A 25,511-nucleotide genomic window follows, 5' to 3' on the forward strand; every position below is an offset into this window, starting at 1 on the left:
CGATGGCGCAGCGCCTGTGGATCACCGGTGAGCACGCGCACCAGCGCCTGGCCGCCGCCCGTGCCCGCACCGCCGTACCGCTGGTCGCGCCGATCGACGCGCACCGCCGCCGGTACGGGCCCTACACCGCGACGAACACGCTGTTCACCGCGTTGGTGCCGGACCTGCTGGCGACCAGCCCGGAGCTGGTGCGGCGGCACGACATCGAGGTGCTCTCCGTCGCCCCGGACCTGCGGTCGCTGGTGCCGGCGTCCCGGGAGACGCTGACCTCGCTGGCGGTGCCGGCCGAACGGACCCGGTTCTACTCCCGGGTGCGCACCCTGCGGCTGTCGCACGGCCTGGTCGAACTGCTCCGCGACCACCTCCGGACCCTGGGCGGTCCGCGCCGGACGCTGGTCCTGGACCGGCTCGACGAGGCGGACCCGACCGACGCCGAGTTCGTGTCGGTCCTGCTGCGCCGCCTCGACCCCGACCTGCTCACCGTGATCGTCGGCACCGGCACCGGACCGCTCGACGACGCCCTCACCGTCGCCCTCGACCGCTACGCGCAGCGCCTCGAGGCGCCGCCGGTGCCCTTTCCCGACCCGCCGGCCGACCCGGCCCGGGCGTACGTCGACGCCGACTGCTGCGCCGACGAACCGGCGCTGCTGGCCGCGTACGCCGGGCTGGACCCGGACCACCGGCGGCGGCTGCACGCCCGGCGGGCCGAGGAGCTGCTCGCCACCGGCCTGCGCTCGCCCCGGCTCGGCGCGGTGCCCCACCACCTGGAACGGGCCGGCGACCCGGCCGACACCGGCGCGAAGGCGCTGCTGGAGGCGCTGAACTACTGCGTGGACATGGGCTTCTACCACGCCACCCTGGACCTCGGCCGGCGCGGCCGGGCGGCCGTGGACCGGGCCACCCAGGAGGGTCCGTGGTGGGCCTTCACCACCAAGATGACCACCTCGCTGTCGGCGCTGGGGCACCCCGAGGAGGCCGAGAAGCTGTACGACGAGGCCCGCACCCTCAGCGTCAACCCGATCATCCACCGGCAGGCCGCGTACGCCACCGCGATGATCTACACCCGGCACCGGGACCGGGCCGACCGCGACCATCTGCGGGCGCGGGCCTGGATCAACCAGGCCATCGCGATCGCGAGCCTCCAGCCGGAGGGCGCCGACCGCAGCTTCTCCACCGTCTTCCAGCAGAACGGCCTGGCCCTCATCGAGCTGCACCTGGGCAACCTGCCGGGTGCGCTGGACCTGGTCAGCGCCGGCCTGGACCGCCTCGACGAGGAACTCGGCGCCGACGAGCACCGGTTGCACCGCTCGGTGCTGCTGCACAACCGGGCCCAGGTGCTGGCCGCCCTGGGCCGGCTCGACGAGGCGCTGGCCGACTTCACCGCGGTCATCGCCGACGACCCCAACCACCCCGAGTACCACTTCGACCGGGCGAACCTGCTGCACCGGCTCGGCCGCGACGACGAGGCCCTGGCCGGGTACGCCGACGCGATCCGGCTCGGCCCGCCGTTCCCCGAGGCGCACTACAACCGGGCCGACGTGCTGGCCGGCCTCGGTCAGCTGGAGGCCGCCCTGGACGACCTGAGCTACGTGCTGGAGCTGGAACCGGACAACGTGGACGCCCTGGTCAACCGCGCCGGCCTCTACGCCGTGCTGGACGACGCGGCGGCGCTGCGCGCCGACCTGGACGCCGGTCTCGCCCTCGACGGGGACAACCCGCACCTGCTCTGCCTGCTCGGCCAGAGCCAGGCCGAGCAGGGCCGCGCAGCCGAGGCGGAACGGTCGTACCGGCGCGCGCTGGCGGCCGACCCGCGGGCCGTCGCCGCCTGGTCCGGGCTGGCCGCGTTGGCCTTCGACGCGGGCGACCCGTCGGCCGCCGTCGGGCACCTGGACCGGGCGCTGGCCGTCGGCGACGACGCGGCGCTGCGGTACAACCGGGCCACCGCGTACCGGGCCCTCGGCCGCTACGACGACGCGGTGGCCGACCTGGCCCGGGCCGCCGAGCTGGACCCCACCGACGAGGACGTCCGCCGGGAACGGTCCGAGTGCGACCGGGCGCTGAGCCTGGCCGCCGGCCACTGACCGGCCCGCGCCGGCTCAGCCCGCCAGGACCAGACCGTACGCGTCGCGCAGCAGCACACCGGGCGTCAACCCCAGCTCCCGGTCGAGCAGCAGGCACACCCGCTGGTACGCCACGATCGCCTCCGCCCGCCGACCGGCCAGGGCGAGCGCCCGGATCAGCATCGCCCACCACTGCTCGACCAGCGGCTGGTCGGTGACCAGTCGCCGGAGCAGGGCGATCGTGCTGTCCGGCCGACCCGCCGCCAGCTCCGCCTCGACCAGCACGGCCTGCAGGCCGCGGCGCACCTCGTGCAGGTGCACCAGGTCCGCCTCGGACATCGCCGCCGGGCTGCCGTCGACCGGCTCGGCCGGCCAGAGCGACAGCGCGGCGGTGAGCAGCCGGCCGGCCTTGGCCGGGTCGCCCGCCGCCAGCGCCTGTCGACCCCGGTCGGCCAGCTCGTGGACGAGGTGCAGGTCCAGTTCACCGGGCTCGACCAGCAGCCGGTACCCGCCGGGCCGGCTCTCCAGCCGGTCACTGTCGTAGCCGGCGTCCGCCAGCAGGGACCGCAGCCGCCACACGTACGTCTTGAGGTTGCCGGCGGCGGACCGGGGCGGTTGCCCGGCCCAGACCATCTCGACCAGCCGGCCGACCGCGACCCATTCGTTGCCCCGCAGCAGCAGGCTCGCCAGCAGTCGGCACTGCTTGGGCGTCGGCGCGTCGTGCCAGGTGCCGTCCGTCGCCCGTACCGCGACGCCGTCCAACACCCGGTACCGCACCGCGCGACCCAGCTCGCCAACTACTCTCGGATACTGAACCATGGCGATACGTTACGGGCCGGTGGGGGCACCGAGCATCTTCCATCTTGCGACGGCAGCGATCCGTGAAACGCTTCCGGTCGGGGGCGGCCGCTATGCTGCCGCCGTGCCGCATGATCTCCCCGAGGTGCACTGGGCCGGGCTGAGTCACGCGTACGGCCCGGCTTCCGACACCGCGGACCTGCTGCGGCAGCTCGGCGCGCCGGACCGGGAGGCGGCCGAGGCGGCGCTCGCGGAGCTGTACGGCAGCATCTTCCACCAGGGGACCGTCTACCCCGCCACGGTGGCCGCCGTGCCGTTCCTGGCCGAGTCGGCGCGGACCGCGCCGCACGGGCGGGCGGACCTGGTCTGGTTGCTCGGGCAACTGGCCGACCCGCAGCACGCGTACGGCGAGGACTTCCCGGCCGTGCGCGCCGCGGTCGCCGCGTGCCGGCCGGTACTGCTGGACCTGCTCCCGGACCCGGACCCCGAGGTCCGGGAGGCCGCGGCCTACGCGGCGGCGCGGGCGGGCGCGCCCGCGGCGGCGCTGTGGCAGCGCTGGCCGGCGGAGCGCAGCGAGCCGGTGCGGGCGTCGCTGGCGCTGGGGCTGGGTCTGACCGACCCGACCGGCGCGCAATCGACGCTGACCGACCAGGCCCGACACGGGCCCCCGGCGCTCCGGTTGGCGGCCGCGATCGCCCTGCTGCGCGCCGGCCTGCCCTGGCCGCCGGGGACCGTCGCCGCGGTGGCCGCCGCCGTCGACGCCGGCGCCACCATCGCCTACTGGTGGGCGCGCGGCGCCGACTGGTCCGACGAGCTGCTGGTGGCCCCGGCCGCACCCGTCGCCGTGGACCTGCTGCGCCACCTGCTCGCGTCGACCCGGGCCGAGACCCGCCGGACCGGCCTCTGGGCCGCGGCGCAGCGCTGCGACGCCAGCCGCTCCGCGCCGGCCGAACTGGTCCCGCTGGTCGCGGCCGTCGCCCGGGACCCGGATCCGGAGGTACGCCGGGCCGCGCTGGACACGCTCTCCCGCGCCGGCGCGGCGGCGGGGCCGTACGCCGACCTGCTCGCCGAGGTCGCCGCCGGCTACCCGCAGGTGGCCGGTGGTCGGGCGATCACCGTCGCACACGACGCGCTCGGCGCCCTGACCCGGCTCGGTGATCCCCGCTGGATCGAGCCGGTCTGTGCCGCCGCGGCGGCGGGTCACCCGCGGCCGCGGGTGCCCGACCGGGCCCGCCGTACCCCGGTGGTGCTGGACGCGGTACGCCGACGGCTCGCGGCGGAGCCCGCCCGCGCCGACGTGCTGGCCGGGGTGCTCGGGCACTGGCGGGCCGAGGCGGCGGTGCCGGAACTGCGCGCCGCGCTGCCATACGCCGGGCCGGAGGTGGCCGGGGCGCTGCTGGCGATCGGGTACGACGACCCGCGCGCCGCGCCGTACCTGCGGGCCCGCGCCGCGCAGTCCGCCGATCTCGCGGCGGCTGCGGCCGTCCTGCGGATCACCGGTGACGTCCGACCGTTGCGCAAGCTCGTCGGCGCGGCCCTGGCCGGAGGGTTGCGACCGCTGCCCGGCCCGGTCACGGTCGTCGCGGATTCGGGGGAGGCGTTGCGCCCGCTGCTGCCGGCGGCCCGGGCCCGGCTCACCGGCGTGCCGGACGCCACGTACCCGCAGCGGGAGGCGCAGATCCTCGCCGCCCGGGTGGTCGCCGCCCTCGACGGCGTGCCGCCGGTGCTGGCCACCGTGCGCGCGGTGCTCGCCGCCGGGCATGTGCCGGCCCGGGCCGCCGCGGACCTGGTCGCCGACCTCGCCCCGGCCCACCGGGACACCCTCGCCGGGCTGCGCCCGGTGCTGCGCGACCGGCTCGGCGACCGGTGGTGCCGGGTGGCCGCGGCCCGCGCCCTGGCCCGGCTCGGCGTGCCGACCGCCGACCTCACGCAAGCGCTGGTGGCCGGCGTCACCGACTACGCCGGCCGGTTCGGCCTCGCCACCATCCGGGAGCTGTCCGCCACCGAGACCGTTCCACTGCTGGCCGGGCTGGCCGACGGCGACGGCCGGCTGGACGTCGCCGGCTCCGCCGACGACGTCGTCTGGTCCGACGAGGCGCTCGTCGAAGAGCTGCACGCCACCATCGCGGCCCTGCGTGACCGGCCGGCCCGGGACGTCACCGGGGCCGGCCGGTCGCGCTGATCCGGCTCAGGCGCAGCCGCGGTACTGCAACGCGGCGTCCTTCATGTACGCCCACAGCGGCAGGCCGTTCCACCAGTCGTAGGTGAGCGTCCAGCCGTTGGCGGTGTTGCCGGTCGGACCGGTGACGACCTGCCCGTAGCGGCGGGTGCCGTACAGGCTCGACTCGTTGGGGGAGGTGTACATGCCCGCGTAGTCCCAGACGACGGTGAAGCTGCTGGTGGTGCACGCCGCCCGGGCCGGTCCGGCCGGTGCCAGGGCGGTCACCGCCGTCACCGCGAGGCAGGCCGCCGTCGTGTGCAGCAGGAGTCGTCGTACGGTCATCGCATCCTCCAAGATATCGTCGGAGGTGAATGTACTACGCGACCCGCCCGCCCGGGTCGCTCAGCGGCGCACCCGGTAGCGCAGGTGCAGCACCCGGTTGCCCGGGATCACCGCGTCCGGGTCCGCCAACAGGTGCGGCGCGTCGACCGACCCGAAGTAGCGCTTGCCGGACCCGAAGACGACCGGTACGACGTCCATGCGCACCTCGTCGACCAGGCCGGCGGCGAGCACCTGGCCACCGACGTCACCGGCGGCGACCTCGACCACGCGGTCACCGGCGAGCCGCTGCGCCGTCGCCACGGCCGCCTCGACGCCGTCGACGAAGTGGAACGGCGCGGCGGCGTCCCAGCCCTCGGGCGGCGGCCGGTGCGTCACCACGACCACGTGGTCGACCCCGGCCGGCGGTGTGCCGTCCCAGCCGTCCGTCAGGTCGAAGACGTGCCGGCCGACGACCGTCACCCCGATCTGGTCCCAGTACGGCCGGGTGTGGTCGTAGGACGCCTGCGACACCGTCAGCGCGCCACCGTCGTCCAGTGCGACGTCCCCGTTGGACAACCAGTCGAACAGTGGTCCGGGCCGGTCCTCGTCGTCCGCGATGAAGCCGTCCACCGACACCGAGCTGTACATGACCACCGTGCCCACGGGCTCTCCTCTGCTGGGGATGTCCCACGCTAGCGACTCGCGAGCCGTCGCTCTTGTAGGAAATCAACCGGTCGGCAGGGGCCAGCCGTCCAGCACGTGGCCGGGATGCTCGCGCAGGAACCGCCGCCGGACCTCGACGTAGCGGGTCGGCGTGAGCCCGGTGAACGCCCGGAACTCGTGGCCGAAGTGGGCCTGGTCGAAGTAACCCGCGCGGTGGGCGAGCGCGCCCCAGTCGATCGGCTCGGCGGGGTCGATCGCGAACACGGTGGCGGCGAACCGGTGGGTGCGGGCCAGCCGCTTCGGCGTGACGCCGACCAGTTCCCTGAACCGCCGGGCCAGCTGGGTGCTGCTGACGCCGGCGGCCGTGCTCAGGTCGCCGATCGCCACCGTCCCGCCGGTCGCCGCGATGACGCCGCTGGTGTGCCGGACCAGCCCCAGGCCGGCGGTCCCGCGCAGCCGGCGCAGCAGCTCGTCCTCCAGCAGGGTCAGCGCCTCGTGCGGTCCGCGCGCCGTGGCCAGCCGGTCCCGCAGCTCGGCGGTGGCGCGTCGGCCCCACACCTGCTCCACCGGCACCGGCCGGTCGCACAGTTCGGCCGCGGGCATCGGCAGGAACGGCGCCAGCCCCCACGGCTTGGCGTGCACCCCGACGGACCGGGTGGGGCGGGGGTAGCCGAAGTCCAGGGCGCGGGTGGGCGTGCTGACCACGCAGCCGTCGGCGTACTCGGCGGTATCGACGTCGGTGCCGGCGCGGATGCGGAACGGCGCCCCGAGGTTGACGATGAGCAGCGCCGCCGGCATCGGCGGCAGCGTCAGCCGGGCGTACGGCGGGGCACCCGACAGGTGGTAGAGGTCGTCGATCAGCCCGTCCAGCGGCGGTCGCGGCACTCGGGACACGTACTCCACGCCCACAGCATCCCCGACGACCGGCCGGCGTGGACCCGCCACGCCGATCCTATTGTCCTAGGACGCCTTAGCGGAAGTGACGCTCGTCGTCCCGGGCAGACGGTGGCGCCAGCACGGGCGGCCGGGGTAGGCCGGGTCAGGGCCGGTCGTGCACGAACCACGCGTCGCCGGCGGGCAGGGCGACGGCCAGCTCCCACCGGCTCAGGTCGAGGTTCCCGGCGAGCCCCTTGAGTTGACCCGCCACGGTCCACGCCTCGTCGCCCGCCGCCGGGGGACGGCCCACCTGGAACTGGAGCATGGTGCCCCACGAGGCGACCAGCCGGGCGTCCCACCGGTCCCGCCACTGCGCCAGCACCTCGCCGAGCTTCCACCGGTGGTGCTCGGTGGGCGCGCCGTAGAAGTCGACCCAGTACGCGGAGCTGCGGACGTCGCCGGTCGGCAGCAGCATGAGCTGGACGCCGGTGGGTTGGAACCAGTAGCTGGTCCGCGTCACGAACCGCACCGCGTCGCGCACCCGGGCGTGCCGCCCGGCGTCGGCGAGCAGTCGGTCGTACACCGTCCGCTCCAGTTCGGGGCGGGGGACCGGCAGCGCCAGGTCCGACACCAGGTCCGTCAGGTCGACGCCGGCGAGGCCTCGCGCGTAGTGGCCGGCCTGGCCCTCGTCGACGTCGTCGTCCTCGCTGTGGTGGCGGTAGGTCAGCCACGGGTCGCATGCCGCGCCCGCCTCGGCGAACGCGCGCAACCGGGAGTCCGACGGTCCCGGGCGCGGCTCGGGCCGGATGCCGAGGGTGTCGTCGAAGTCGTCGGTGACCAGGAGGGGCCGGCGTCCGGTGAGTGGCACCAGCGCCTCGGCGGCCTGCCAGGCCTCGTGCAGGCGGTGGGGGTCGATGTCGGCGACGAGGACGGTGCCCGCCGGGCCGGGCCCGATCGGCAGGCCGGCCAGGAGGGTGCCGTCGAGGGCCGCTTGGATCCGGTCGAGGTCGCTTCGCACGGCGACAGTGTCTCCGATCATGACCGGGCCGTGGGGTACGGCCGGGTGGGCCGGGATCCGGCCCGGGCGGGTCGGTGGGATCCGGGCGATCATGATCTGATCCGTGCGTGACCGATGATTCCCCCGGCTGGGACGCGATCGACGCCCGCCTCGCGCAGTGGTATCCCGGTGTCGAGCCGAAGCACTACGCCACGCTGCACCGCTTCGTCCTGGGTGGACCGGATCCGCTCGACGGGGTCAGCTTCTATCCCCGGGACGAGCCGGTGCCGCACTGGCACCTCGTCGGCTACGGGATGAGTGAGCTGTACGCCAAGGAGACCGGGAACGCCGAGGAGTCGGGCTGGGGTTTCGAGTTCACCTTCCGGGTCGCCCGGGACGGCGGTGACGCCGAGCCGCCGCTGTGGGCGGCGAGCCTGTTGCAGAACCTGGCCCGGTACGTCTTCTCCAGCGGCAACTGGTTCGAGCCCGGGCACCACATGAACGCCAACGGACCCATCTGCCAGGATCACCCGACCGGGCTGACCGCCCTGGCCTTCGCCGAGGACCCGGAGCTGGGCACGATCGACACCCCGCACGGGCGGGTGCAGTTCCTCCAGGTGGTGGGGCTGACCGGTGACGAGTACGCGGCCGCCCGGCGGTGGGACACGGCAGGGGTGCTGGGCCTGCTCGCGCAGCGGCAGCCGCTGCTGGTGACCGATCTGGACCGCCCGTCGCTGACCGACGATCCCGCAGCGCGGGCGGCGATCGAGGCGGGGCGGGCCCGGGACGGCTCGTCGACCGGGCTGCTGATGGTCGCCGGCTTCGGTTGGCACGTCGAGGCGGACACCGTCCGCCTGCGGTTCGGCGAGGTGACGGCCGGCGGGGTGGCGCAGGCGGTGCAGGACCGGTTGCCGCACGGCCGTCCGTTGGTCCTGGAGAACGAGGGGGCCCGGGCCGTCCTGCGGCCGGCGCCGGCCTTCGCCGTCCGGCAGCCGGGCGATGGCCTGCTGGAGGTGGATCTGCCGGCGGCGGCGGTCGCCGCGCTGTCCGGTGCGTTCACCGTCGGCACCCATCCGATCGTCGGCACGGAGCACCTGGTCGTCGAGGTCACGCGCTGACGGGGGAGTAGTCGTACCGCCCGCGAGCGGCCCCGACCCGGCCCGGCGCTGCCGGGTCGGGTCGGCGCGCACCACCGTCACGGGGGCCACCCACGACCTCGTGCCGGTGCCCGGTCACGAGCCGGTCGCGCCTCCGGTGGTGAGCTGCCGGTCGTGGTTGCCGCGAACGGTGTGCAGGAGCCAGATGAGCAGCGCCGCCGCCTCCAGCACGACGGCGGGCCCCCACAGCCACCAGCCGCGCGCCTCCGCCAGGGCGTAGGTCATGCCCGACAGCGGGACGGCACCGGCGATGAACATGCGGATCACGCTGTTGATCCGGCCCGCCAGGTGAACGGGGATGGCCTCCTGCCGGTAGGTGATGGACACGACGTTGCTCAGACCCAGCGCGAAGGAGTTGACCGACCAGGCCAGGATGACGACCCAGACCGGAGGCTCCAGGACGAGCAGGCCGAACCCCACGGCGGCCAGCGCCTGGAACAGCAGGATCCGGGCCTGGAGCGACCACGAGGGCAGCGCTCGGGGAGTCAACTGCGCGCCCCACGCGCCGATGAAGAGGCCGATCGCCAGCGTCGCGCTGATCAGGGTCGGGTTCGTGCCGCGGTCACCCATCAGGGTCACCAGGACCGAGCCGAGCCCGCCCAGAGCCAGGTTGGAGACGGCCATGCTGAGGACCAGCCAGCCGATCTCCGGCTTGACCAGCCACCGGAAGCCGACGGCGAGGTCACCGCGCAGGCTCGTCCGCGCCGGTTGGACCGGGACCCGGGGGAGCCGCATGGCCCACAGGCCCGCGATGCCGTAGAGCGCCGCGATGCCGAGCGTCGCGGCGCGCGCGTCGAGGGCCGCCAGCACCACACCGCCGCCGAGGAAGCCCAGCACCTTCGCGAACTCGATCGACGACGACACCCGCGCGACCACGCGGGCCCGGTTGTCCGGGGCGATCAACTCGGGGATGAGCACGAACTGGCTGCTGAGCGACGCGGCGACGCCGCCGAGACCGGAGAGGAAGAGGGCGGCGGCCACGACCCACTCCCGGTCGAGGAAGAGCGCCGCGACCACCACGCACAGGGCCTGCTGGACCTGCGCCGCGGCGAACATGCCACGGCGTTCGTAGCGGTCGAGGTAGACCCCGATGATCGGGGAGATGGCGTACGCGACACCCCGTAACGCGAAGGTCAGGATCGCGCCGGCCACGGAGCCCGTGGCGCCGAGCACCGCCAGGGGTGCCACCAGCATGAGCCCGTAGTCCGCCGTCTTTCCGATCACCGATGTGCCGACCAGGACGCGCACCACCTGCCGTTCCGCGTTCTGCTGCTCGGCGGCCGGCGAGTCGGGGTGGCTGCTGCTCTCAGACACGGTGGGACCCCTTGTCGACGACGGCCAGCACCTGCGCCAGGGCGCTGTCGAACGCCTCCTGCCCGGCGGCGCGCAGCACCACCATGTGTCCGTAGTCGGTCGCGTGCAGGGCAGGTCCCGGGATGTCCGCGATGATGCGCCGGTAGGAGACCAGACCGGGCACCTCGCGCAGCGGGTCGGCGAGGTCCTGGTCGGTCACGTTCTGGAAGACCCCGATGACACCGTGGGTGGATCCGTCCGGGGCGGCCGGTTGGATCATGGGGTCGAGGCCGCACTGGAGGCGTACGGCGGCGCGGACGAGGTCGACGCCGTGGGTCCGGGCGACGATGTCGTCGATGCCGCCTCCTCCGGGACGGGCGGCGGCCTCGCAGAAGAGCAGGCCGTCCTCGGTCACGAAGAACTCGGCGTGGGTGACGCAGTCGTGCAGGCCCAGCGCCTGCAGGACCTGTTCGTTGAGGCTCAGCAGGGCGCTGTGCAACGGCCCGTCGGTGAGGACGACGGAGCCCTGGTAGGGCATCCGGTCGAAGTGACCGGGTTGCTGCAGGTACCTGCTGGCCGAGGCGAAGACGATCCGGCCGTCGTGGACCACCGAGTCGACGTGGGCCATCGTGCCCTCGACGAACTCCTGCAGGAGCAGGTCCTGCGCCCGACCGCCGAGCTGCTGCACCGCCCGGGGGATGTCGGCGGCCCGGTCGACGACGACGACCTCCATGGCGCCCAGTCCCCAGCGGCTCTTGACCACCGTGCGTCCCTTCCACGGCAGCTCGACGGAGCTCTGCGTGGCCTCGGTGACCGGCGGACAGGGCAGGCCGGCCGCCGCCACGGTCCGCGCCATGAGCAGCTTGTCGCGGTAGGGAAGGAGTTGTTTCTCGGTGGGCCCCTCCAGGCCGTGCCGGGCGCGCACCCGGGCGGCCATGAGCAGGTCCTTCTCGTGCAGGGTGACGATGTGGCTGACCCCCCGGGTCCGCGCCATCCAGTCGCAGACCGCCTCCAGCTGCCGGGGCTTGGTCATGTCGGTCACGACGACGTCGGGGAAGGCTTCCCGGGTCCAGGTCGCCAGGCCGCCGGCCCAGGTCCGGGTCAGCAGCGGACGGTCCCATCCGGTGGCCGGGACGTGGGACCCGCCGGCTCCCACCGTCCAGTCGAGCCGGTGCCGGTTCACCACGAGTGGCTTCATGCCGCCGATCCCTCCGTTACCTCGATGACGCCGACGGTGAGCAGGTGCTCGACCGCGTCCCGGAGCGCCTGGGCGTCGGGGGCGTGCAGCACGGTCGCGCCGAGCCGGCCGAAGGAGTCGCGCAGCGGACCGACCTGGGTGCCCACCTGCGGCTCCACCCGCCAGTTGACGGTCTTCGCCGCGCCCACCCGCTCGGGGCGTTCGAGTACGCGGGTGACGGTGCCGGGCGGCGCGGTGAAGAAGACGATGGCCGCCGCGCCCGCCACGGCCGGTCCGGTGCAGTCGCGGAGCACGTCGTCGACCGCGCCGGGGCCCGATCCGTCCGGCACCAGCGACCACGCCAGCGACGCACGCCGCCAGTCGATCCCGGTGGTGGCCTCGGCGAGGTCGACGATCCCGTCGCCGCCGGGACGGTTGTGGGTCTCGATGACGGTCACCCGTTCGGGGCACACCATGAGTTCGGTGTGCGCCGGTCCGTCGGTGATGCCCAGGGCGTCGAGCAGTTCGGCCGTGGCCCGGGTCACCCGCGCCACGTCGGCCCCGGTGAGCGACGGCGGTGGGGTCAGGTGCGCGACCTCGACGAAACCGGGGCTGATGCGCTTCTCCGCGATGCAGACGATGCGGTGCTCGCCGCCGACGCTGAGCGATTCCACGCTCACTTCGGTGCCGGGGGCGAATGCCTCCACCAGCGCGTCGCGGCGTTCGTCCTCGGGCAGGCGGTCCAGGTCGTCGAGGGACTGGAGGCGCCGGATGCCCTGGCTGGCCGTTCCCAGGGCCGGCTTCAGCACCGCCTGACCGGCGTCCTTGAGGATCTGGGCCACCGCCTCGCGGTCGGTCCCCGGCGCGGAGGGCAGCGACAGGTGCGGGGCGTGCGCGGCGAGGCGGGCCCGCATCCGGCGCTTGTCGCGGGTGCTCCGGACGACGTCCTCGCCCGGCCCGCGTAGCCCGAGCCGGTCGACGAGGCGGGCGGCCGGGATCAGGCCCTGCTCGGTCACGGAGGCGACGGCGGTCGGTCGTGGCCCGACGGTCAGCACGTCGGCGAACGCGTCGACGGCTGCCAGGTCGTGGTAGTCCACGAGGTAGAACTGGTCGTCCTCGCCCCGCAGCACGGTCAGCAGGTCGGGGGCCGTCCGGTCGACGATCAGCACCCGGGTGCTGGCGGCCTGTCCGGCACGCAGGATGTTGGGGGACGCCCCGATGAGCAGCAGGGCCATGTGTCTCCTCTGGTCGGGACGGGAGGAGGTCTCCCTGTCGGTGGATGTCCGGGATGTGCCGACGGGTCGGGCGGGCATCAGGGCGGGTGGGTCCGGCGTCCGGAGGCTCGCCGACGGCCTCCGGCGCGGCCCGGCCCGTATCCGCGCCTCGTCGGTCCACACCCGGGGCCGGCGCGTAGGCCGCGCGTCCACAGCGGCGACCAGCGGTCGGTCGCGGTGGTCATCCGGCCCGGGACAGGGACTGCCGGCACGGATCCTGGAAGATCGTCGACGTCCGTGGCCCTGGGGAGTCCTGGTACCCGGCGAGGTCGCCGTCGCCGACGGCTTCCCGGACGGCCCGCCCGGTGGGGATCATCGGATCACCACGTGGTCGGCCGGGGGCGGGTGGCTCAGGGCCGGCTCCGTGGTCCGCGCAGCGAGGCGCCCGTTCCCCAGGAACGTCCGCACCGCACTCACCCGGCCCCGCTCTCGGTGTCATCTCTTGCTACCGCCCCCGTCGCGCGGACCCCCGCCCGAAGCTGCCTGCTTCCACCGTCCCCACGCCGCACACGGCGCGGACCGCTCGGCAGGTGACCTGCACGCGAGGTCAAAAACAATTGGAGAACTGCGCGGAGATACGACCTTAGTCGATGTGATCAGTGCGGTTCAAGGCGCGGGTGGGGCGAGTTCCCGAGGTCCGGACGTCATTTCGGGGAATTGGGACCATGTGCACTTTTCGGGTTTGCGGGCCGGCCGGTCCCGGCGCTGGGCCGGGTCGGCGTCGGAGGTCGCGCCGTCCGTCGCGGCCGGCCGCGACACCGACGAAATCCCTGGTGAGCAGGGCCTTCCCGGGGCCGGTCGGTCACGGCGGCCGAGCCTGGGCCGGGCCCGCCGGCGCAGCCCCGCGCCCCCGCGCGGACGGACCCGCGGACGTGAACTCGATCCGTCCTCGAGTGAAACTCGACGGAAACACGGCATTGTCGAATGTGCTGTTTCTCGCATGGAGGCCGCATTCCCGGAAAAGGGTCGCCGAATTGCGGAGACGGCAGTTCTTCGGCAATGCCGTCCGCCGGTGCGGCTGCCATTGCCGAGGCCGGTCGACGAACGTGCGCCCTTCGATCCCTGGTTCCGGCTGCCCACAGCCGCGCGGCAGGTCAGCCACGGAACCCTCGCGGGGGTGCCCACCGTCGACCGTCCGCGCTCCACCGGGCTCACCCACCACGGGGGCGACCCGCCGCTCGTCCGCTCGCACCCACGGCGGCACACACAGGGGGAAGGGATCGACGTGAACGACAACCCGGTCGACGACGCCGTCGGAACCGAGCCGGAGCGCTACCTGCTGCTGGGCGATGTCAGTCTCCACTTCCCGCTCGCACCCCGGCCGGACTCACCGCTGGTCGTCCTGCGGCTCGCGCCGAGCCCTTTCGGCTCGGCCGGCCCTCAGGCCGTGGAGTACCTGAAGCCCGCGTCGACCGCGACGCGGTGGGCGATGCTCCTCGACGGTGCGGGCCAGGGGGTGACCCGCAGGTTCACCGAGCCGGTCGTGGCCTGGCGCGGGACGTCCATCGATGCGGACTTCGCCGGGGTCCTGGCCAGGTGGCGGACACCCGGGGACCGGACGGCGGACCTCGAGACGATCACCCCGTTGGCGGTGCTGCGGGTGCACCGCGGCGCCGGGCACGACCGCACCGAGGTCCTGATGTGCAGCCGGATGCGGGAGGTGGGCGCCCTCTTCGCCCGGGTCGCCACGGTGGAGCTGCCGGCCGGCGTCACGTGGTCGGAGCTCACCCGTGCGGCGCTGACCCGGGCGCACGACCTGCGAGACCAGGTGGCGGTGGAGTGGCAGGAGTTCACCCACTTCGAGGAGCAGACGGAGATCGAACTCAAGCTCGGGCTGAAGGAGCGGGTGTCCCCCTGGGGGCTGGCGTCCGGGATCGCGGCCGACGTGCGGGACGGCCACCTGCCGGGGTTCGTCCCCGATGTGGGCAACGAACTGCAGCGCTGGCACTTCCAGCAGCACACCTTCGAGGTCCTCGAACCGGTCGCCGAGCGCGGCTATCTCGGGTTCGTCCAGAAGCCGTCGGGAGACTACGAGCTCAAGCACAAGGTCTTCGCGGCCGACGCGATGCGGCGCACCGAGACGTTCCGGCAGGGCCTGGAGATCCCGGCGGGCGATTTCGCCGGCGTCCTGGCGCGCGACTACCCCGGGTTGACGTGCCGCCGACTGCCGTCGTTCACCCGGTGCCGCTTCGACGTGAACGTGGAGTCGACGGCCACCGGACACTTCTTCGGCATCGAGATCGACGAGGTGGTGGTCCCCGAGTACGACGCGGTTCTCCAGCAGGTCGAGATCGAGTACCACCGCTCGCGGGTGCACGACGGGCTGGACCCGGCATCGATCGACACGGAGCTGTACCGGCTCGCCGACGCGGTCGGGGAGTGGCTGGCGAAGGCCGGCGTGACGGCCGAGAAGACCTTCTATTCCAAGCTGTCGTTCCTGCGCGAGTGCGTGGCCGGTGAAAGGCCCCCGGCGCGGCCCGTCGAATGACGGGCGGTCGATCTCCGCACGTCGACGTCGAACACGGGAGGTGGACGAACGTGTTGCACCGGGCCTCACAGGTCGCCGGCGGCACCACCAGCGGGCTGCGGCGGCTGGCCGAGCTGGTCGAGGAGTTCACCCACCGGGTGCTGGACCCGGCGTTTCCCTGCGTGTTCGCCGCCCGCCCGGTGCTCGAGGACACGCTGCTGTTCGGTCTCGCCGAGGCGGGCACGACGGCCGAGGCGGCCGATCTGCTCGCCGAAGCGGCGGCGGCGATCTCGAAGGAACCGGAGCAGATCGTCGTGATCTTCGCCGATCTGCCCGGGGCCGGATCGCTCCCGGCGGAGCGGGAGTTCTCGGCGGAGGTGCTGCGGCTGCTGCGCCGCCTGGACCGGCACGACTGGCCACAGACCACACCGCTCGACCCGCAGGACCCCCGCTGGGTCTTCTGGTTCGAAGGCGTCGACTTCTTCTTCAACTTCAGCACCCCCGGCCACCGGGACCGCCGCAGCCGCAACCTGGGACCGGCGTGGACCGCCGTCGTCCAGTCACGTTCGTCCTTCGACACCTTCGCCGGCGCGGACCACCGGGCCCGGCTGCACATCCGGGCGAGACTCGCCGGGTACGACACCGTTGCGCCGCATCCGGCGCTCGGTTCCTACGGCGACCCGGGCAACCACGAGGCCCACCAGTACTTCCTCGGCGACGGGGCCGGACCGGGCCGGCCCCTGGTGGGGGTCGAGGACCTGCGGCCTCCCGGGCAGTTCGGCTGACCGGCTCGCCCACTCGGGAACAGGGCAAACGACGTCGCTCCGACGGTGTCCGCATCGGCGCCGCGGGGCGGGAAAGCGGATCTGATGCGCACGCTGGAACTCGCGCCGCCGCACCTGGTGCACGACGTCCTCGGGCAGCGCGGCAGCGCGGAGCCGGTGCCGGGCCCGCTGCTGCGCGCAAGCTTCACCGCCCGGTACTCCCCGGAGGACGTCGCGGTGCTGCGCGCGTACGGCGTGACGGCCGTCCTGGACCTGCGCAGCGACCGGGAGGCCGGCAAGCTCCCCCAGCACCTGCCGGCGCGCTCCGGGGTGAGCTACCGCCGGATAGCCATCGGCGACGAGGCGTCCCGACCGTTGCCGGACAACTGCGCCACCCTGTCGGAGCTGTACGTCCGGCACCTCACGGCGCACGGCTGCGCGGTGGCCGAGGCGGTGGCGTACGTGGTGGAGCCCCGCGACGGCGCCGTGCTGGTGCACTGCCGGACGGGCCGGGACCGCACCGGCCTCGTCGTGGCTCTCGTGCTGACCCTGGCCGGGTGGGACCGCCGGGCGGTGATGGCCCAGCATGCCGAGGTGGTCGAGGCGGTCGCCCCGGTGGTGGCCCGACGGCGTGCGTCCTGGACCGCCAAGGGCAAGGACCTGGCCTACTTCGACGCCATGAACACCGGCTCGGTCGCCGCGCTGGCGCACGCGCTGGACTGGATCGCCGACCGGCACGGCACGGTCACCCGGTTCCTGGCCGCCCACGGTGCCTCGCCGGGGCTGATGTCGCAGGCGGTGCAACGGCTGGGGTCGGGCCGGGACCCGGCCGACACCTCCTCGACGCCGGCGCCGCGCAGGCCACATCGGTGAACAGACCGGCGCGGCCCCGAGCCGGGGTCGATCACGCACGCGGCGCGGACCGCACCGGTCGGGGCGCCGGTCACCAGCTCGAGGGTGGTGGCGGCGGCACCACCGGCGGGCGGTCGTCGCAGGTGATGGTGTTGGGCAGCAGCCAGGGGGCGAGCCAGCCGCCGTCGTTGCCGCCGAGGTCGGTCACGGTGAACTCCGAGCCGGCCGAGGTGAAGTGGAACGAGCCGCAGTTGTTCACCCCGACCGCGCCCACGTCGCGGGCGTCGACGTCGGCGAAGCTGGCCCCGCCGGCGGCCCGGGCGCTGACCACCGAGGTGCCGGTGCCGTCGACCCGGATGTCGCGGAACGCGACGTGGTCGATGCGGACGCGGTCCTTCACCGGCCAGTCGCTGACCAGCATGATCGCGTTGTAGGTGCTGTCCAGGTAGCTGTCGCCGGTGACCTGGATGTCGGCGTCGATGCTGCGGTCGAGGGCGTAGAACCAGATCGCGCCGAGGCCGATGTTCCAGTTGAGTTCGTAGGTGCCGGCCCGGACGGTGGTGTTGCCGGTGATCCGGATCCGGCCGGTGAAGGGTTCCGCCCCGAACCGGGAGCCGAGCTGGATGGCGCTGCCCTCGCGTACCGGGTCGGCGATCAGGTTGTCCGCGACGGTCAGGTCGGTGCCGCCGTAGAGCGCGATGCCGTTGGCCAGCACCGGTGACTGCACGGTGTTGTGGGCGAAGGTGTTGCCCGAGTCGGCGGTGCCTTGCGACCACATGGCCAGCGCGTCGTCGCCGGTGTTGCGGATGACGGAGTTGGTGACCGACGATCCGGTGACGCCGGTGTGGAAGTTGACCCCGTCGGCGATCTGGTCGGCGATGACGGTGTCGGTGACCCGCAGGTCGGTCAGTGGCCCGTCGAGCCAGAGCCCGACCTTGGTGTGGTGCAGGTAGAGCCCGTCGACGGTGCTGTGGTTCAGCGCGCCGCCGATGCCGTTGACCTGGTCGGTGTCGATGCGCTCCCGCACGTCGCCCTCGACGGCGAAGCCGGAGAGGTGTACGTCGTGGCTGCCGCCGTCGGCGGCGTCGCGGCCGTAGAAGCCGACTCCGGTGTGCCGGGAGCCGTCGGGCCCCGGGGTGTCCAGGGTGACCTCACGGCCCCGCACGATCGTGTACCAGTTGCCCGCGCCGACGACGGTCACGTCGTCGACGACGATGTGCCGGTCCACCCGGAAGGTGCCCGGCGGCAGGTAGAGCGGGCGGTGCGCCCGGCGGGCGTACGCGACGGCCCGGTCGAACGCGGCGGCGGACTCCCGGTGTCCGGTCGGGTCGGCGCCGAAGGCGAGCACGTTCACCGCGCCGGGGACCCTCCGGGGCGGAGCGATCAGGTGGGCGTCGAGCAGGTCGATCACGGTCCAGGCGGCGGGCGTGCCGGCCGGCGCGGTCAGCCGGACCACCTCGCCGGCCCGGTAGGTGCGGCCGAGCGGCAGCCGCTGCTCGTCGTAGAAGTGGTGTGGCCGGAACGGCTTGCCGATGGCCGGGGCGGGGGTGGTGGCCGCCGGTACGCAGGAGCACTCGGTGATCCACCAGTCCGGGTGCAGCAGGTCGGCGTCGGGGTCGTTGGTGAACGGGTACTGGTTGTAGAGCCAGGCGTACTGCGAGGTCAGCGTCATGGTGCGGGCGGGGGAGTGCCCGACGGTGACCCGCAGCGGCGCGGTGATGCCGCCGCCGCCCGGCGCGTCCGGGATGCTGTAGCGCACGGTCAGCGCGTTGCTGGCCCGGGGCAGCGTGAACTCGACGTGCTGGCCGGGGAGCAGCCGCACGGCCCGGCGGCCGGAGGCCTCGCCGGCGAGAGTGTAGGCGGACCGGTCGGGCCCGATCACGGTGCCGGTGGTGCGCGCGTGCTCGGCCTCCTGCTCGACGTGGTCGACGGTCGCGCCGCGTCCGGCGACCAGCGCCGGGTCGAGCGCGGCCCGGGTCACGACCGGCGGCGGGGCCGGTGCCGGGGGTGCCGCCACGGCGGCGCCGGGCACGGCGGCCAGGGCGGCGACGGCCGCCGCGGCGAGGATCCGGGGCACGGACGGGCGGGCCGCCGTGCGTCGAACGCTGCGTGACATCGGAGCACCCACTTTCCTGGGGGAGGGGACGGGACGCCCGTCGACAAGGTTCCTCATGTTATTCCCGCCTACAGTCGAGTTTCAAGCATCAATATGTTCGATTCTTTCGAGCAGGAGAGGGGCTCCGGTGTCAGCTTCGCCGGCAGATCGCTGTTCATTTCTTGCAAGAATCTGACGTACGATTGCCGCCGTGACGAAACGCTTGACGGAGGTGGCCCGCAAGGCGGGGGTCAGCGAGGCGACCGTGAGCCGGGTGCTCAACGGCCGGGGCGGCGTGTCCGAGGCGACCCGGACGGCCGTGCTGACCGCCCTCGACGTGCTCGGTTACGAGCGCCCCACGAAGCTGCGCGGGGAGCGGGCCCGGCTGGTCGGGCTGGTCCTGCCCGAGCTGCAGAACCCGATCTTCCCGGCGCTGGCCGAGGTGGTCACCGGGTCGCTGGCGCAGCGGGGATTCACCCCGGCGCTCTGCGCCCGCACCATCGGCGGCGTGCCCGAGTCGGGCTACGTGGAGATGCTGCTGGACCACCAGGTCAGCGGCGTCATCTTCGCCGGTGGCTCGTACGCGCTGGCGGACGCCTCGCACGAGCACTACCGCCGGCTGACCGACCGGGGGCTGCCGGTGGTGCTGGTCAACGCCGGGGTGGCGGAGCTGGGTTTCCCCCGGGTGTCCACCGACGACGCGGTCGCGGTCGAGCAGGCGTACGGGCACCTGCGCTCGCTGGGGCACGAGCGGATCGGCATGGTGCTCGGCCCGGAGGACCACGTGCCCTCGCGGCGCAAGCTGGACGCGATGGTCCGCGCCGCCGGCTGGGGCGCCGACCGTGACCTCGTCGAGCGGTCCAGCTTCTCGATGGAGGGCGCCCGGGTGGCCGCCACGAAGCTCGTCGAGCGCGGGGTGACCGGCATCGTCTGCGCCAGCGACGTGCTGGCCCTGGGCACGATCCGGGCCGCCCGCCGGCTCGGGCGGTCGGTGCCGGCCGACGTGTCGGTGGTGGGCTTCGACGATTCGGCGTTCATGACCTGCACCGATCCGCCGCTGACCACAGTGCGCCAGCCGATCGAGACGATGGGTCAGGCCGCGGTGGACCTGCTGGTCACCCAGATCGAGGGGGCCGGCGTGCTGCACGACGAGCTGCTCTTCGAACCCGAGCTGGTGGTACGCGGCTCCACCGCCCCTGCCCCGCGTACCTGATCCCGCGCCCCACCGGGCCGCCGACCGTCACCTGCGGTCGGCGGCCTTTTTCGTGCCCTCGGACGCCTTCGTCCCGATCACCCGTTGCCAAGTCGTGTTCTTTCATCATCCAGTCCAGACCTTGCCGGGATGAGTCGCCGTCGCTACATTGGCTCCACTTCCACCGGACCCGGGGCGCGACAGCCGCGCGGTCACCGCCGATCAGTGAAGTCCCTCGATACACACCCGTTCCCGAAGGGATGGACAGATGTCCGTACCGCAGCACCGAAAGGTCGCGGCGCTCGCCCTCGCGGCCGGCCTCGGGCTCAGCCTCGCGGCGTGCTCCACCAAGAGCGACCACTCCGGCCAGGCCGGCGGCAAGGTCACCATCACCGTCGACTGCCAACCGGTCGGCGCGCAGAAGGAACTGCTGAAGAACTGGAACGACGACGTCGCCGAGTTCCAGCGGCAGAACCCCACCATCGTCGTCAAGAGCGTCAGCGTCGGCGAGCAGTGCAACAACCCGCCGGACTTCACCGCCCGCCTCGCCGGCGGCACCGTCACCGACGTCTTCTACGGCTACATGACCGACCTGCAGCAGGTGCTGGACTCCGGTCAGGCGATGGACATCACCCCGTACGCCACCAAGGACACCATCCCCACCTGGGACAGCGTGGACCCGGCGCTCAAGCAGGTCTTCACCGACGACGGCAAGCTCTACGGCGTACCGGTGAAGAACTACTCGATGGGCCTGATCTACAACAAGGCGCTGTTCCGGCGCGCCGGACTCGACCCGGCCAACCCGCCGAAGACCTGGCCCGAGGTGCGGGCCGCGGCCAAGAAGATCTCCGCGCTCGGCGGCGGCGTCGCCGGGTACTCCGAGTACAGCGCCGGCAACACCGGCGGCTGGCACTTCACCTCGCTGCTCTACTCGCAGGGCGGCCAGGTGCTCAGCGCCGACGGCAAGAAGGCCGACTTCAACAACCCGATGGGCAGGCAGGTCCTGCAGAACCTCAAGGACATGCGCTATGGCGACAACAGCATGGGCAGCCGGCAGCTGCTGCAGTGGGGCGACCTGCTGACCAACGCCGGCGCCGGCAAGGTCGGCATGTTCATCGGCGCGCCCGACGCCACCCAGGCGATCGTCAGCCAGTTCCAGGGCAAGTACCAGGACTGGGCGATGGGCCCGCTGCCCGGCCAGGACGGGCCGGCCAAGGCCACCCTCGGTGGCGGCGAGGGCTACTTCTTCAAGAAGGGCCTGTCCCCGGAGCAGGTCAGGGCCGGTCTGAAGTGGATCGCCTACCAGAAGCTGACCCCGGGCAAGGGCCAGTTCGACTACGTGCGGGCCAAGCCGCAGAACTACCCGGTCGGCCTGCCCCAGCCGCTGCTGTTCGCAGGCGGCAGCGACGCCCAGAAGCAGGAACTCGACCTGCGCAAGGCCAACGCCAACGTCGACACCACCAACTTCGCGGTCTTCGAGGCCAACCCGGTGCCGATCAAGGGCGAGCCGCGCAATGCCCAGGCCATCTACGCGGTGCTCGACGCCGCCATGTCCGGGGTGCTGACAAACCCGAACGCGAACATCGACGCGCTGCTCAAGACGGCCGAGGACAAGGTCAACCAGCTCCTCGCCGCCGGCAGCTGACCCACCCGGTGTGGGGGCCGGCCCGGCCGGCCTCCACCCACGACCGCAGGAGTCGCCTTGGCGCTCACCACCGCCCCGGGTACCACCCGCCGCCCCGAGCGCGGCACGCCGTCGCCGCGCCCCACCGCCGCACGCCGCGCCGCCCTCGGCCGTCGGGTACGCGACAACCTCACCGGGCACACCTTCCTGATCGGCGCGGTCGCCTGCTTCGCCGTCTTCTCCTGGTATCCGATGGTCCGCGGCGTGGTGATGAGCTTCCAGCGCACCCGACGCGGCGAGACCACCTGGGTCGGCTGGGACAACTACCTCCGGATCATCGCCGACCCGAGCTTCTGGACCGCCTGGAAGAACACCTTCGTCTTCACCGGCCTGGCCCTCGTGCTCGGCTACGCCGTGCCGTTCTTCGTGGCGATCCTGCTCAACGAGCTGCGCCACGCCAAGGGCTACCTGCGGGTGCTGGTCTACCTGCCGGTGATGCTGCCGCCGGCCTCCGCGCTGTTCCTGTTCAAGTTCTACGCGTACGACCCGAGCGAGGCGGGGCTGTTCAACGCGGTCCTCACCGCGGTGGGCCTGCCCACCTCCGAGTGGATGCAGTCGCCCACCATGACGATGCCGGCCATGGTGATCGCCTCCACCTGGATGAACATGGGTGGCGCGGTGCTGATCTACCTGGCCGCGCTGCAGAACATCCCCGGCGAGCTGTACGAGGCCGCCGAGATCGACGGGGCCGGGGTGTGGCGGCGGATCGTCAACGTCACCGTGCCGCAGACCCGGCTGATCCTCGCCCTGCTGGCGATGCTCCAGATCGTCGCCACCATGCAGCTCTTCATCGAGCCGCTGATCCTGGCCAACGGCGCCGGCACGCAGGACTCCGCGACGTCGGTGGCGTACCTGATCTACCAGCACGGCTTCTTCCAGAACGACCTCAACGGCGCCGCCGCGCTCGGCGTGATCATGCTGGTGGTGCTGGCCGGGTTCTCCGCCGTCTACCTGCGACTGACCGCGAGACAGGACTAGGACATGGCCGCCGACCCCACCACCCGGACCCTCATTTCGCCCGCCCAGCTACGGCGCGGTCGCGGTCGCCTCCTCTACTGGACCGTGCTCGCGGTCGTCGTGGTCACCTTCACCCTGGTCTTCCTCGGCCCGCTCTACTGGATGGTCACCGGCGCGCTCAAGAGTGGCCAGGAGATCGCGCAGACGCCGCCGACGCTGTTCCCGCACGACCCGCAGCCGCAGAACTACGTCGACGCCTGGACCCACCTCGACCTGGCGAAGCTGCTGTTCAACACGTTCTACTACGCCACCGGCGCGGTGCTGTTCCAGCTGGTGCTCGACACCGCCGCCGCGTACGCGCTGTCGAAGCTGCGCCCGGCGCTGGGTGGGCTGATCCTCGCCATGATGCTGGCGACGTTGATGATCCCGGCGATGGTGCTGATCGTCCCGCAGTACGTGACCGTGATCGACCTGCCGATCGTGCACCTCAACCTGCTCGACTCGCCGTTCGCGATCTGGCTGCCGCTGGTCGCCAACGCGTTCAACATCTTCCTGCTCAAGCGGTTCTTCGACTCGATCCCCGAGGACCTGATGGCCGCCGCGCTGATGGACGGCGCGTCCCCGCTGCGCACCCTCTGGTCGATCGTCCTGCCGATGTCGCGCCCGATCCTCGGCGTGGTGGCGATCTTCGCGGTCACCGCGGTCTGGAAGGACTTCCTCTGGCCGAAGCTGGTCATGCCGTCCCCGGAGACCCGCACGGTCAGCGTCGGCATCTACGCCTTCGCCGGCGGCACCCCGATGAACGTGGTGATCGCCGCCTCGGTCATCGCCGCCATCCCCACCGTCGTGCTGTTTCTGATCTTCCAACGGAACATCATGTCCGGCCTGACCACCGGCGGCCTCAAGGGCTGACCGGGCGCCGTCGCCCGCAGCCGACCAGCAGCCCTCCGCCGCAGCCGACCACCCGCCCCGCCGCAGCAGAACCGACCCGCAGAAAGCAGGTGCCCGTGTCCACAGTCGACAGCAGCCCGTGGTGGCGCTCCGCGGTGATCTACCAGGTCTATCCGCGCAGCTTCGCCGACGGCAACGGCGACGGCATCGGTGACATCGCCGGCATCCGGTCCCGCCTGGACCACCTCGCCGCGCTCGGCGTCGACGCGATCTGGTTCAGCCCCTGGTACCCCTCGCCGATGGCCGACGCCGGCTACGACGTCGCCGACTACCGCGACATCGACCCGGTCTTCGGCACCCTCGCCGAGGTCGAGGCGCTGATCGACGAGGCGCACGCGCTCGGCGTCCGGACCATCGTCGACGTGGTGCCCAACCACTGCTCGGAGGCGCACCCGTGGTTCCGGGCCGCGCTGGCCGGCGGCCCCGACGCGCCGGAGCGGGAGCTGTTCTGGTTCCGCGCCGGCCGCGGTCCCGGCGGCGACCTGCCGCCCACCGACTGGACCGGCGAGTTCGGCGGCCCCACCTGGACCCGCACCACCGATCCGGACGGCACCCCCGGCGACTGGTACCTGCACCTGTTCGCCCCCCAGCAGCCGGACTTCAACTGGGACCACCCCCGGGTACGCGCCGAGTTCGAGAACGTCCTGCGGTTCTGGTTCGACCGGGGCGTGGACGGCATCCGCATCGACTCCGCCGGCCTGCTGGTCAAGGACGGCACCCTGCCCGAAGTGCACCCGGACCGGCCGCACCCGTTCCGCGACCAGGACGGGGTGCACGACGTCTACCGGGCCTGGCGGCGCATCGCCGACAGCTACCCGGGCCAGCGGGCGCTGGTCGGCGAGGTGTGGCTGCCGGACCGGCAGCGGTTCGCGAACTACCTGCGCCCCGACGAGCTGCACACCGCGTTCAACTTCGACTTCCTCGGCTGCGCCTGGGACGCCGCCGCGCTGCGCGAGAGCATCGACGGCACGCTCGCCGCGCACGCCCCGGTCGGCGCGCCGGCCACCTGGGTGCTGTCCAACCACGACGTCACCCGGCACGTCACCCGCTACGGCCGGGCCGACACCACGTTCAGCTTCGCCGCCAAGCGCGAGGGCATCCCCACCGACCTGGAACTGGGCACCCGCCGCGCCCGGGCCGCCGCACTGCTCTGCCTCGCGCTGCCCGGCGCCGCCTACGTCTACCAGGGCGAGGAGCTCGGGCTCTGGGAGGTCGAGGACATCCCGTACGCGCTGCGGCAGGACCCGATGTGGGAACGCTCCGGCCGGGTCGACCCCGGCCGCGACGGCTGCCGGGTGCCGCTGCCCTGGCACGGCGACACCCCGCCGTTCGGGTTCAGCCCCGACGGCGCGTCCGCCGCGCCCTGGCTGCCGCAACCCGCCGACTGGAAGGACCGCACGGTCCGCGCCCAGACCGGCGACCCGCACTCGATGCTGGAGCTGTACCGGGCCGCGCTGGCGCTGCGCCGCGCCGAGCCCGCGCTCGGCGACGGCCCGCTGAGCTGGCTGCCCGCGCCGCCGCGGGTGCTCGCGTTCGCCCGCGAACCCGGTTTCACCTGCCTGGTCAACCTCGGCGGCGAGCCGGTGCCGCTGCCCGCGCACGAGCGGGTGCTGCTGGCCAGCGGGCCGCTCGACGACGACCGGCTGCCGGCGGACACCGCCGTCTGGCTGCGTACCCGAGCGAACTGAACCGCGGCGGCGCCGGCGGCCCCGTCCCGCCGCCGGCGCCACCGCGCACCCTGCGGCCCGTCCCGGCCGCCGCCGCAGCAGCAC

Annotated in this window: 20 protein-coding genes; 11 read left to right on the top strand and 9 right to left on the bottom strand. The window is 73.3% G+C overall.

Features of this window, described 5'->3' with window-relative positions; translation table 11 throughout:
- The first annotated feature begins 2 nt into the window (after nt 1-2).
- Nucleotides 3-2,081 carry a tetratricopeptide repeat protein gene (locus GA0070611_RS03825; protein ID WP_091657453.1) on the top strand — a complete coding sequence of 693 codons (2,079 nt, stop codon included), beginning with the start codon at nt 3-5 and terminating at the stop codon, nt 2,079-2,081.
- A 15-nt stretch (nt 2,082-2,096) separates the two neighbouring features.
- Here the strand turns inward: GA0070611_RS03825 and GA0070611_RS03830 are convergent, their stop codons facing one another.
- A complete protein-coding gene (locus GA0070611_RS03830; protein WP_091657456.1) occupies nt 2,097-2,879 on the bottom strand; it encodes an AfsR/SARP family transcriptional regulator in 783 nt (260 codons plus the stop codon).
- Between the two features lie 103 nt (nt 2,880-2,982).
- Here GA0070611_RS03830 and GA0070611_RS03835 point away from each other — a divergent pair, with 103 nt between their 5' ends.
- The gene (locus GA0070611_RS03835) at nt 2,983-5,040 is read left to right on the top strand and encodes a hypothetical protein (protein ID WP_091657458.1); all 2,058 of its coding nucleotides are present in this window, start codon (nt 2,983-2,985) and stop codon (nt 5,038-5,040) included.
- 6 nt (nt 5,041-5,046) lie between these two features.
- On the opposite strand, the gene GA0070611_RS03840 is transcribed toward GA0070611_RS03835, so the two are convergent.
- From GA0070611_RS03840 to GA0070611_RS03855, 4 genes are all read right to left on the bottom strand, one after another.
- A complete protein-coding gene (locus GA0070611_RS03840; protein ID WP_091657459.1) occupies nt 5,047-5,361 on the bottom strand; it encodes a hypothetical protein in 315 nt (104 codons plus the stop codon).
- A gap of 60 nt (nt 5,362-5,421) precedes the next feature.
- A complete protein-coding gene (locus GA0070611_RS03845) occupies nt 5,422-6,003 on the bottom strand; it encodes a dihydrofolate reductase family protein (RefSeq protein WP_091657462.1) in 582 nt (193 codons plus the stop codon).
- 63 nt (nt 6,004-6,066) lie between these two features.
- Nucleotides 6,067-6,906 carry an AraC family transcriptional regulator gene (locus GA0070611_RS03850; protein ID WP_231921318.1) on the bottom strand — a complete coding sequence of 280 codons (840 nt, stop codon included), beginning with the start codon at nt 6,904-6,906 and terminating at the stop codon, nt 6,067-6,069.
- A 136-nt stretch (nt 6,907-7,042) separates the two neighbouring features.
- Entirely contained in the window at nt 7,043-7,897 is an 855-nt protein-coding gene (locus GA0070611_RS03855; protein ID WP_157740199.1) for a DUF4253 domain-containing protein, read from the bottom strand.
- 107 nt (nt 7,898-8,004) lie between these two features.
- On the opposite strand from GA0070611_RS03855, the gene GA0070611_RS03860 reads away from it, so the two are divergent.
- Nucleotides 8,005-8,994 (top strand): suppressor of fused domain protein, encoded by a 990-nt coding sequence (locus tag GA0070611_RS03860; RefSeq protein ID WP_091657468.1) that lies wholly within the window; start codon nt 8,005-8,007, stop codon nt 8,992-8,994.
- Between the two features lie 114 nt (nt 8,995-9,108).
- Here the strand turns inward: GA0070611_RS03860 and GA0070611_RS03865 are convergent, their stop codons facing one another.
- Genes GA0070611_RS03865 through GA0070611_RS03875 form a run of 3 tightly spaced genes read right to left on the bottom strand, consistent with a single transcriptional unit; the run spans nt 9,109 to nt 12,738 of the window.
- On the bottom strand, nt 9,109-10,347 hold the full coding sequence (locus tag GA0070611_RS03865) for an MFS transporter (RefSeq protein ID WP_091657474.1): 1,239 nt from the start codon (nt 10,345-10,347) through the stop codon (nt 9,109-9,111).
- Nucleotides 10,340-11,524, bottom strand: a complete 1,185-nt coding sequence (locus tag GA0070611_RS03870; protein WP_091657477.1) for an ATP-grasp domain-containing protein — start codon at nt 11,522-11,524, stop codon at nt 10,340-10,342. The genes GA0070611_RS03865 and GA0070611_RS03870 overlap by 8 nt, the downstream gene beginning before the upstream one ends.
- A complete protein-coding gene (locus GA0070611_RS03875) occupies nt 11,521-12,738 on the bottom strand; it encodes an ATP-grasp domain-containing protein (protein ID WP_091657479.1) in 1,218 nt (405 codons plus the stop codon). Before GA0070611_RS03875 ends, GA0070611_RS03870 begins: the two co-directional genes overlap by 4 nt.
- A 1,264-nt stretch (nt 12,739-14,002) precedes the next feature.
- Between GA0070611_RS03875 and GA0070611_RS03880 the strand changes: the two genes are divergently transcribed.
- From GA0070611_RS03880 to GA0070611_RS03890, 3 genes are all read left to right on the top strand, one after another.
- Nucleotides 14,003-15,265, top strand: coding sequence for a hypothetical protein (locus GA0070611_RS03880; protein ID WP_157740200.1), 1,263 nt, complete (start codon nt 14,003-14,005; stop codon nt 15,263-15,265).
- A gap of 50 nt (nt 15,266-15,315) precedes the next feature.
- Nucleotides 15,316-16,029: a YqcI/YcgG family protein gene (locus GA0070611_RS03885; protein ID WP_157740201.1), complete on the top strand. Its 714-nt coding sequence runs from the start codon at nt 15,316-15,318 to the stop codon at nt 16,027-16,029.
- A gap of 84 nt (nt 16,030-16,113) precedes the next feature.
- The gene (locus tag GA0070611_RS03890; protein ID WP_091657492.1) at nt 16,114-16,881 is read left to right on the top strand and encodes a tyrosine-protein phosphatase; all 768 of its coding nucleotides are present in this window, start codon (nt 16,114-16,116) and stop codon (nt 16,879-16,881) included.
- A gap of 70 nt (nt 16,882-16,951) precedes the next feature.
- Here GA0070611_RS03890 and GA0070611_RS03895 read toward each other — a convergent pair whose 3' ends face one another.
- Entirely contained in the window at nt 16,952-18,976 is a 2,025-nt protein-coding gene (locus GA0070611_RS03895) for a glycosyl hydrolase family 28-related protein (RefSeq protein WP_091657496.1), read from the bottom strand.
- A gap of 190 nt (nt 18,977-19,166) precedes the next feature.
- On the opposite strand from GA0070611_RS03895, the gene GA0070611_RS03900 reads away from it, so the two are divergent.
- The 5 genes from GA0070611_RS03900 (at nt 19,167) to GA0070611_RS03920 (ending at nt 25,427) form a co-directional block, all read left to right on the top strand.
- Nucleotides 19,167-20,168, top strand: a complete 1,002-nt coding sequence (locus GA0070611_RS03900; RefSeq protein ID WP_091657501.1) for a LacI family DNA-binding transcriptional regulator — start codon at nt 19,167-19,169, stop codon at nt 20,166-20,168.
- Nucleotides 20,169-20,415: 247 nt separating this feature from the next.
- Complete coding sequence (locus tag GA0070611_RS03905; protein ID WP_091657504.1) at nt 20,416-21,792, top strand: ABC transporter substrate-binding protein; 1,377 nt, start codon at nt 20,416-20,418, stop codon at nt 21,790-21,792.
- A 57-nt stretch (nt 21,793-21,849) separates the two neighbouring features.
- Entirely contained in the window at nt 21,850-22,809 is a 960-nt protein-coding gene (locus GA0070611_RS03910) for a carbohydrate ABC transporter permease (RefSeq protein WP_091657506.1), read from the top strand.
- A 3-nt stretch (nt 22,810-22,812) separates the two neighbouring features.
- On the top strand, nt 22,813-23,700 hold the full coding sequence (locus GA0070611_RS03915; protein ID WP_091657509.1) for a carbohydrate ABC transporter permease: 888 nt from the start codon (nt 22,813-22,815) through the stop codon (nt 23,698-23,700).
- Between the two features lie 95 nt (nt 23,701-23,795).
- On the top strand, nt 23,796-25,427 hold the full coding sequence (locus GA0070611_RS03920) for a glycoside hydrolase family 13 protein (protein WP_091657512.1): 1,632 nt from the start codon (nt 23,796-23,798) through the stop codon (nt 25,425-25,427).
- Nucleotides 25,428-25,511 lie beyond the last annotated feature (84 nt).

The sequence above is a fragment of the Micromonospora auratinigra genome, assembly GCF_900089595.1.
GTDB lineage: Bacteria > Actinomycetota > Actinomycetes > Mycobacteriales > Micromonosporaceae > Micromonospora > Micromonospora auratinigra.

What these genes read in the sequence shown, in the direction of transcription:
- GA0070611_RS03905 (WP_091657504.1), top strand. Translation starts at nt 20,416, where the DNA reads ATGTCCGTACCGCAGCACCGAAAGGTCGCGGCGCTCGCCCTCGCGGCC.
- GA0070611_RS03840 (WP_091657459.1), bottom strand. Translation starts at nt 5,361, where the DNA reads ATGACCGTACGACGACTCCTGCTGCACACGACGGCGGCCTGCCTCGCG.
- GA0070611_RS03875 (WP_091657479.1), bottom strand. Translation starts at nt 12,738, where the DNA reads ATGGCCCTGCTGCTCATCGGGGCGTCCCCCAACATCCTGCGTGCCGGA.
- GA0070611_RS03895 (WP_091657496.1), bottom strand. Translation starts at nt 18,976, where the DNA reads ATGTCACGCAGCGTTCGACGCACGGCGGCCCGCCCGTCCGTGCCCCGG.
- GA0070611_RS03825 (WP_091657453.1), top strand. Translation starts at nt 3, where the DNA reads ATGGCGCAGCGCCTGTGGATCACCGGTGAGCACGCGCACCAGCGCCTG.
- GA0070611_RS03915 (WP_091657509.1), top strand. Translation starts at nt 22,813, where the DNA reads ATGGCCGCCGACCCCACCACCCGGACCCTCATTTCGCCCGCCCAGCTA.
- GA0070611_RS03870 (WP_091657477.1), bottom strand. Translation starts at nt 11,524, where the DNA reads ATGAAGCCACTCGTGGTGAACCGGCACCGGCTCGACTGGACGGTGGGA.
- GA0070611_RS03830 (WP_091657456.1), bottom strand. Translation starts at nt 2,879, where the DNA reads ATGGTTCAGTATCCGAGAGTAGTTGGCGAGCTGGGTCGCGCGGTGCGG.
- GA0070611_RS03890 (WP_091657492.1), top strand. Translation starts at nt 16,114, where the DNA reads ATGCGCACGCTGGAACTCGCGCCGCCGCACCTGGTGCACGACGTCCTC.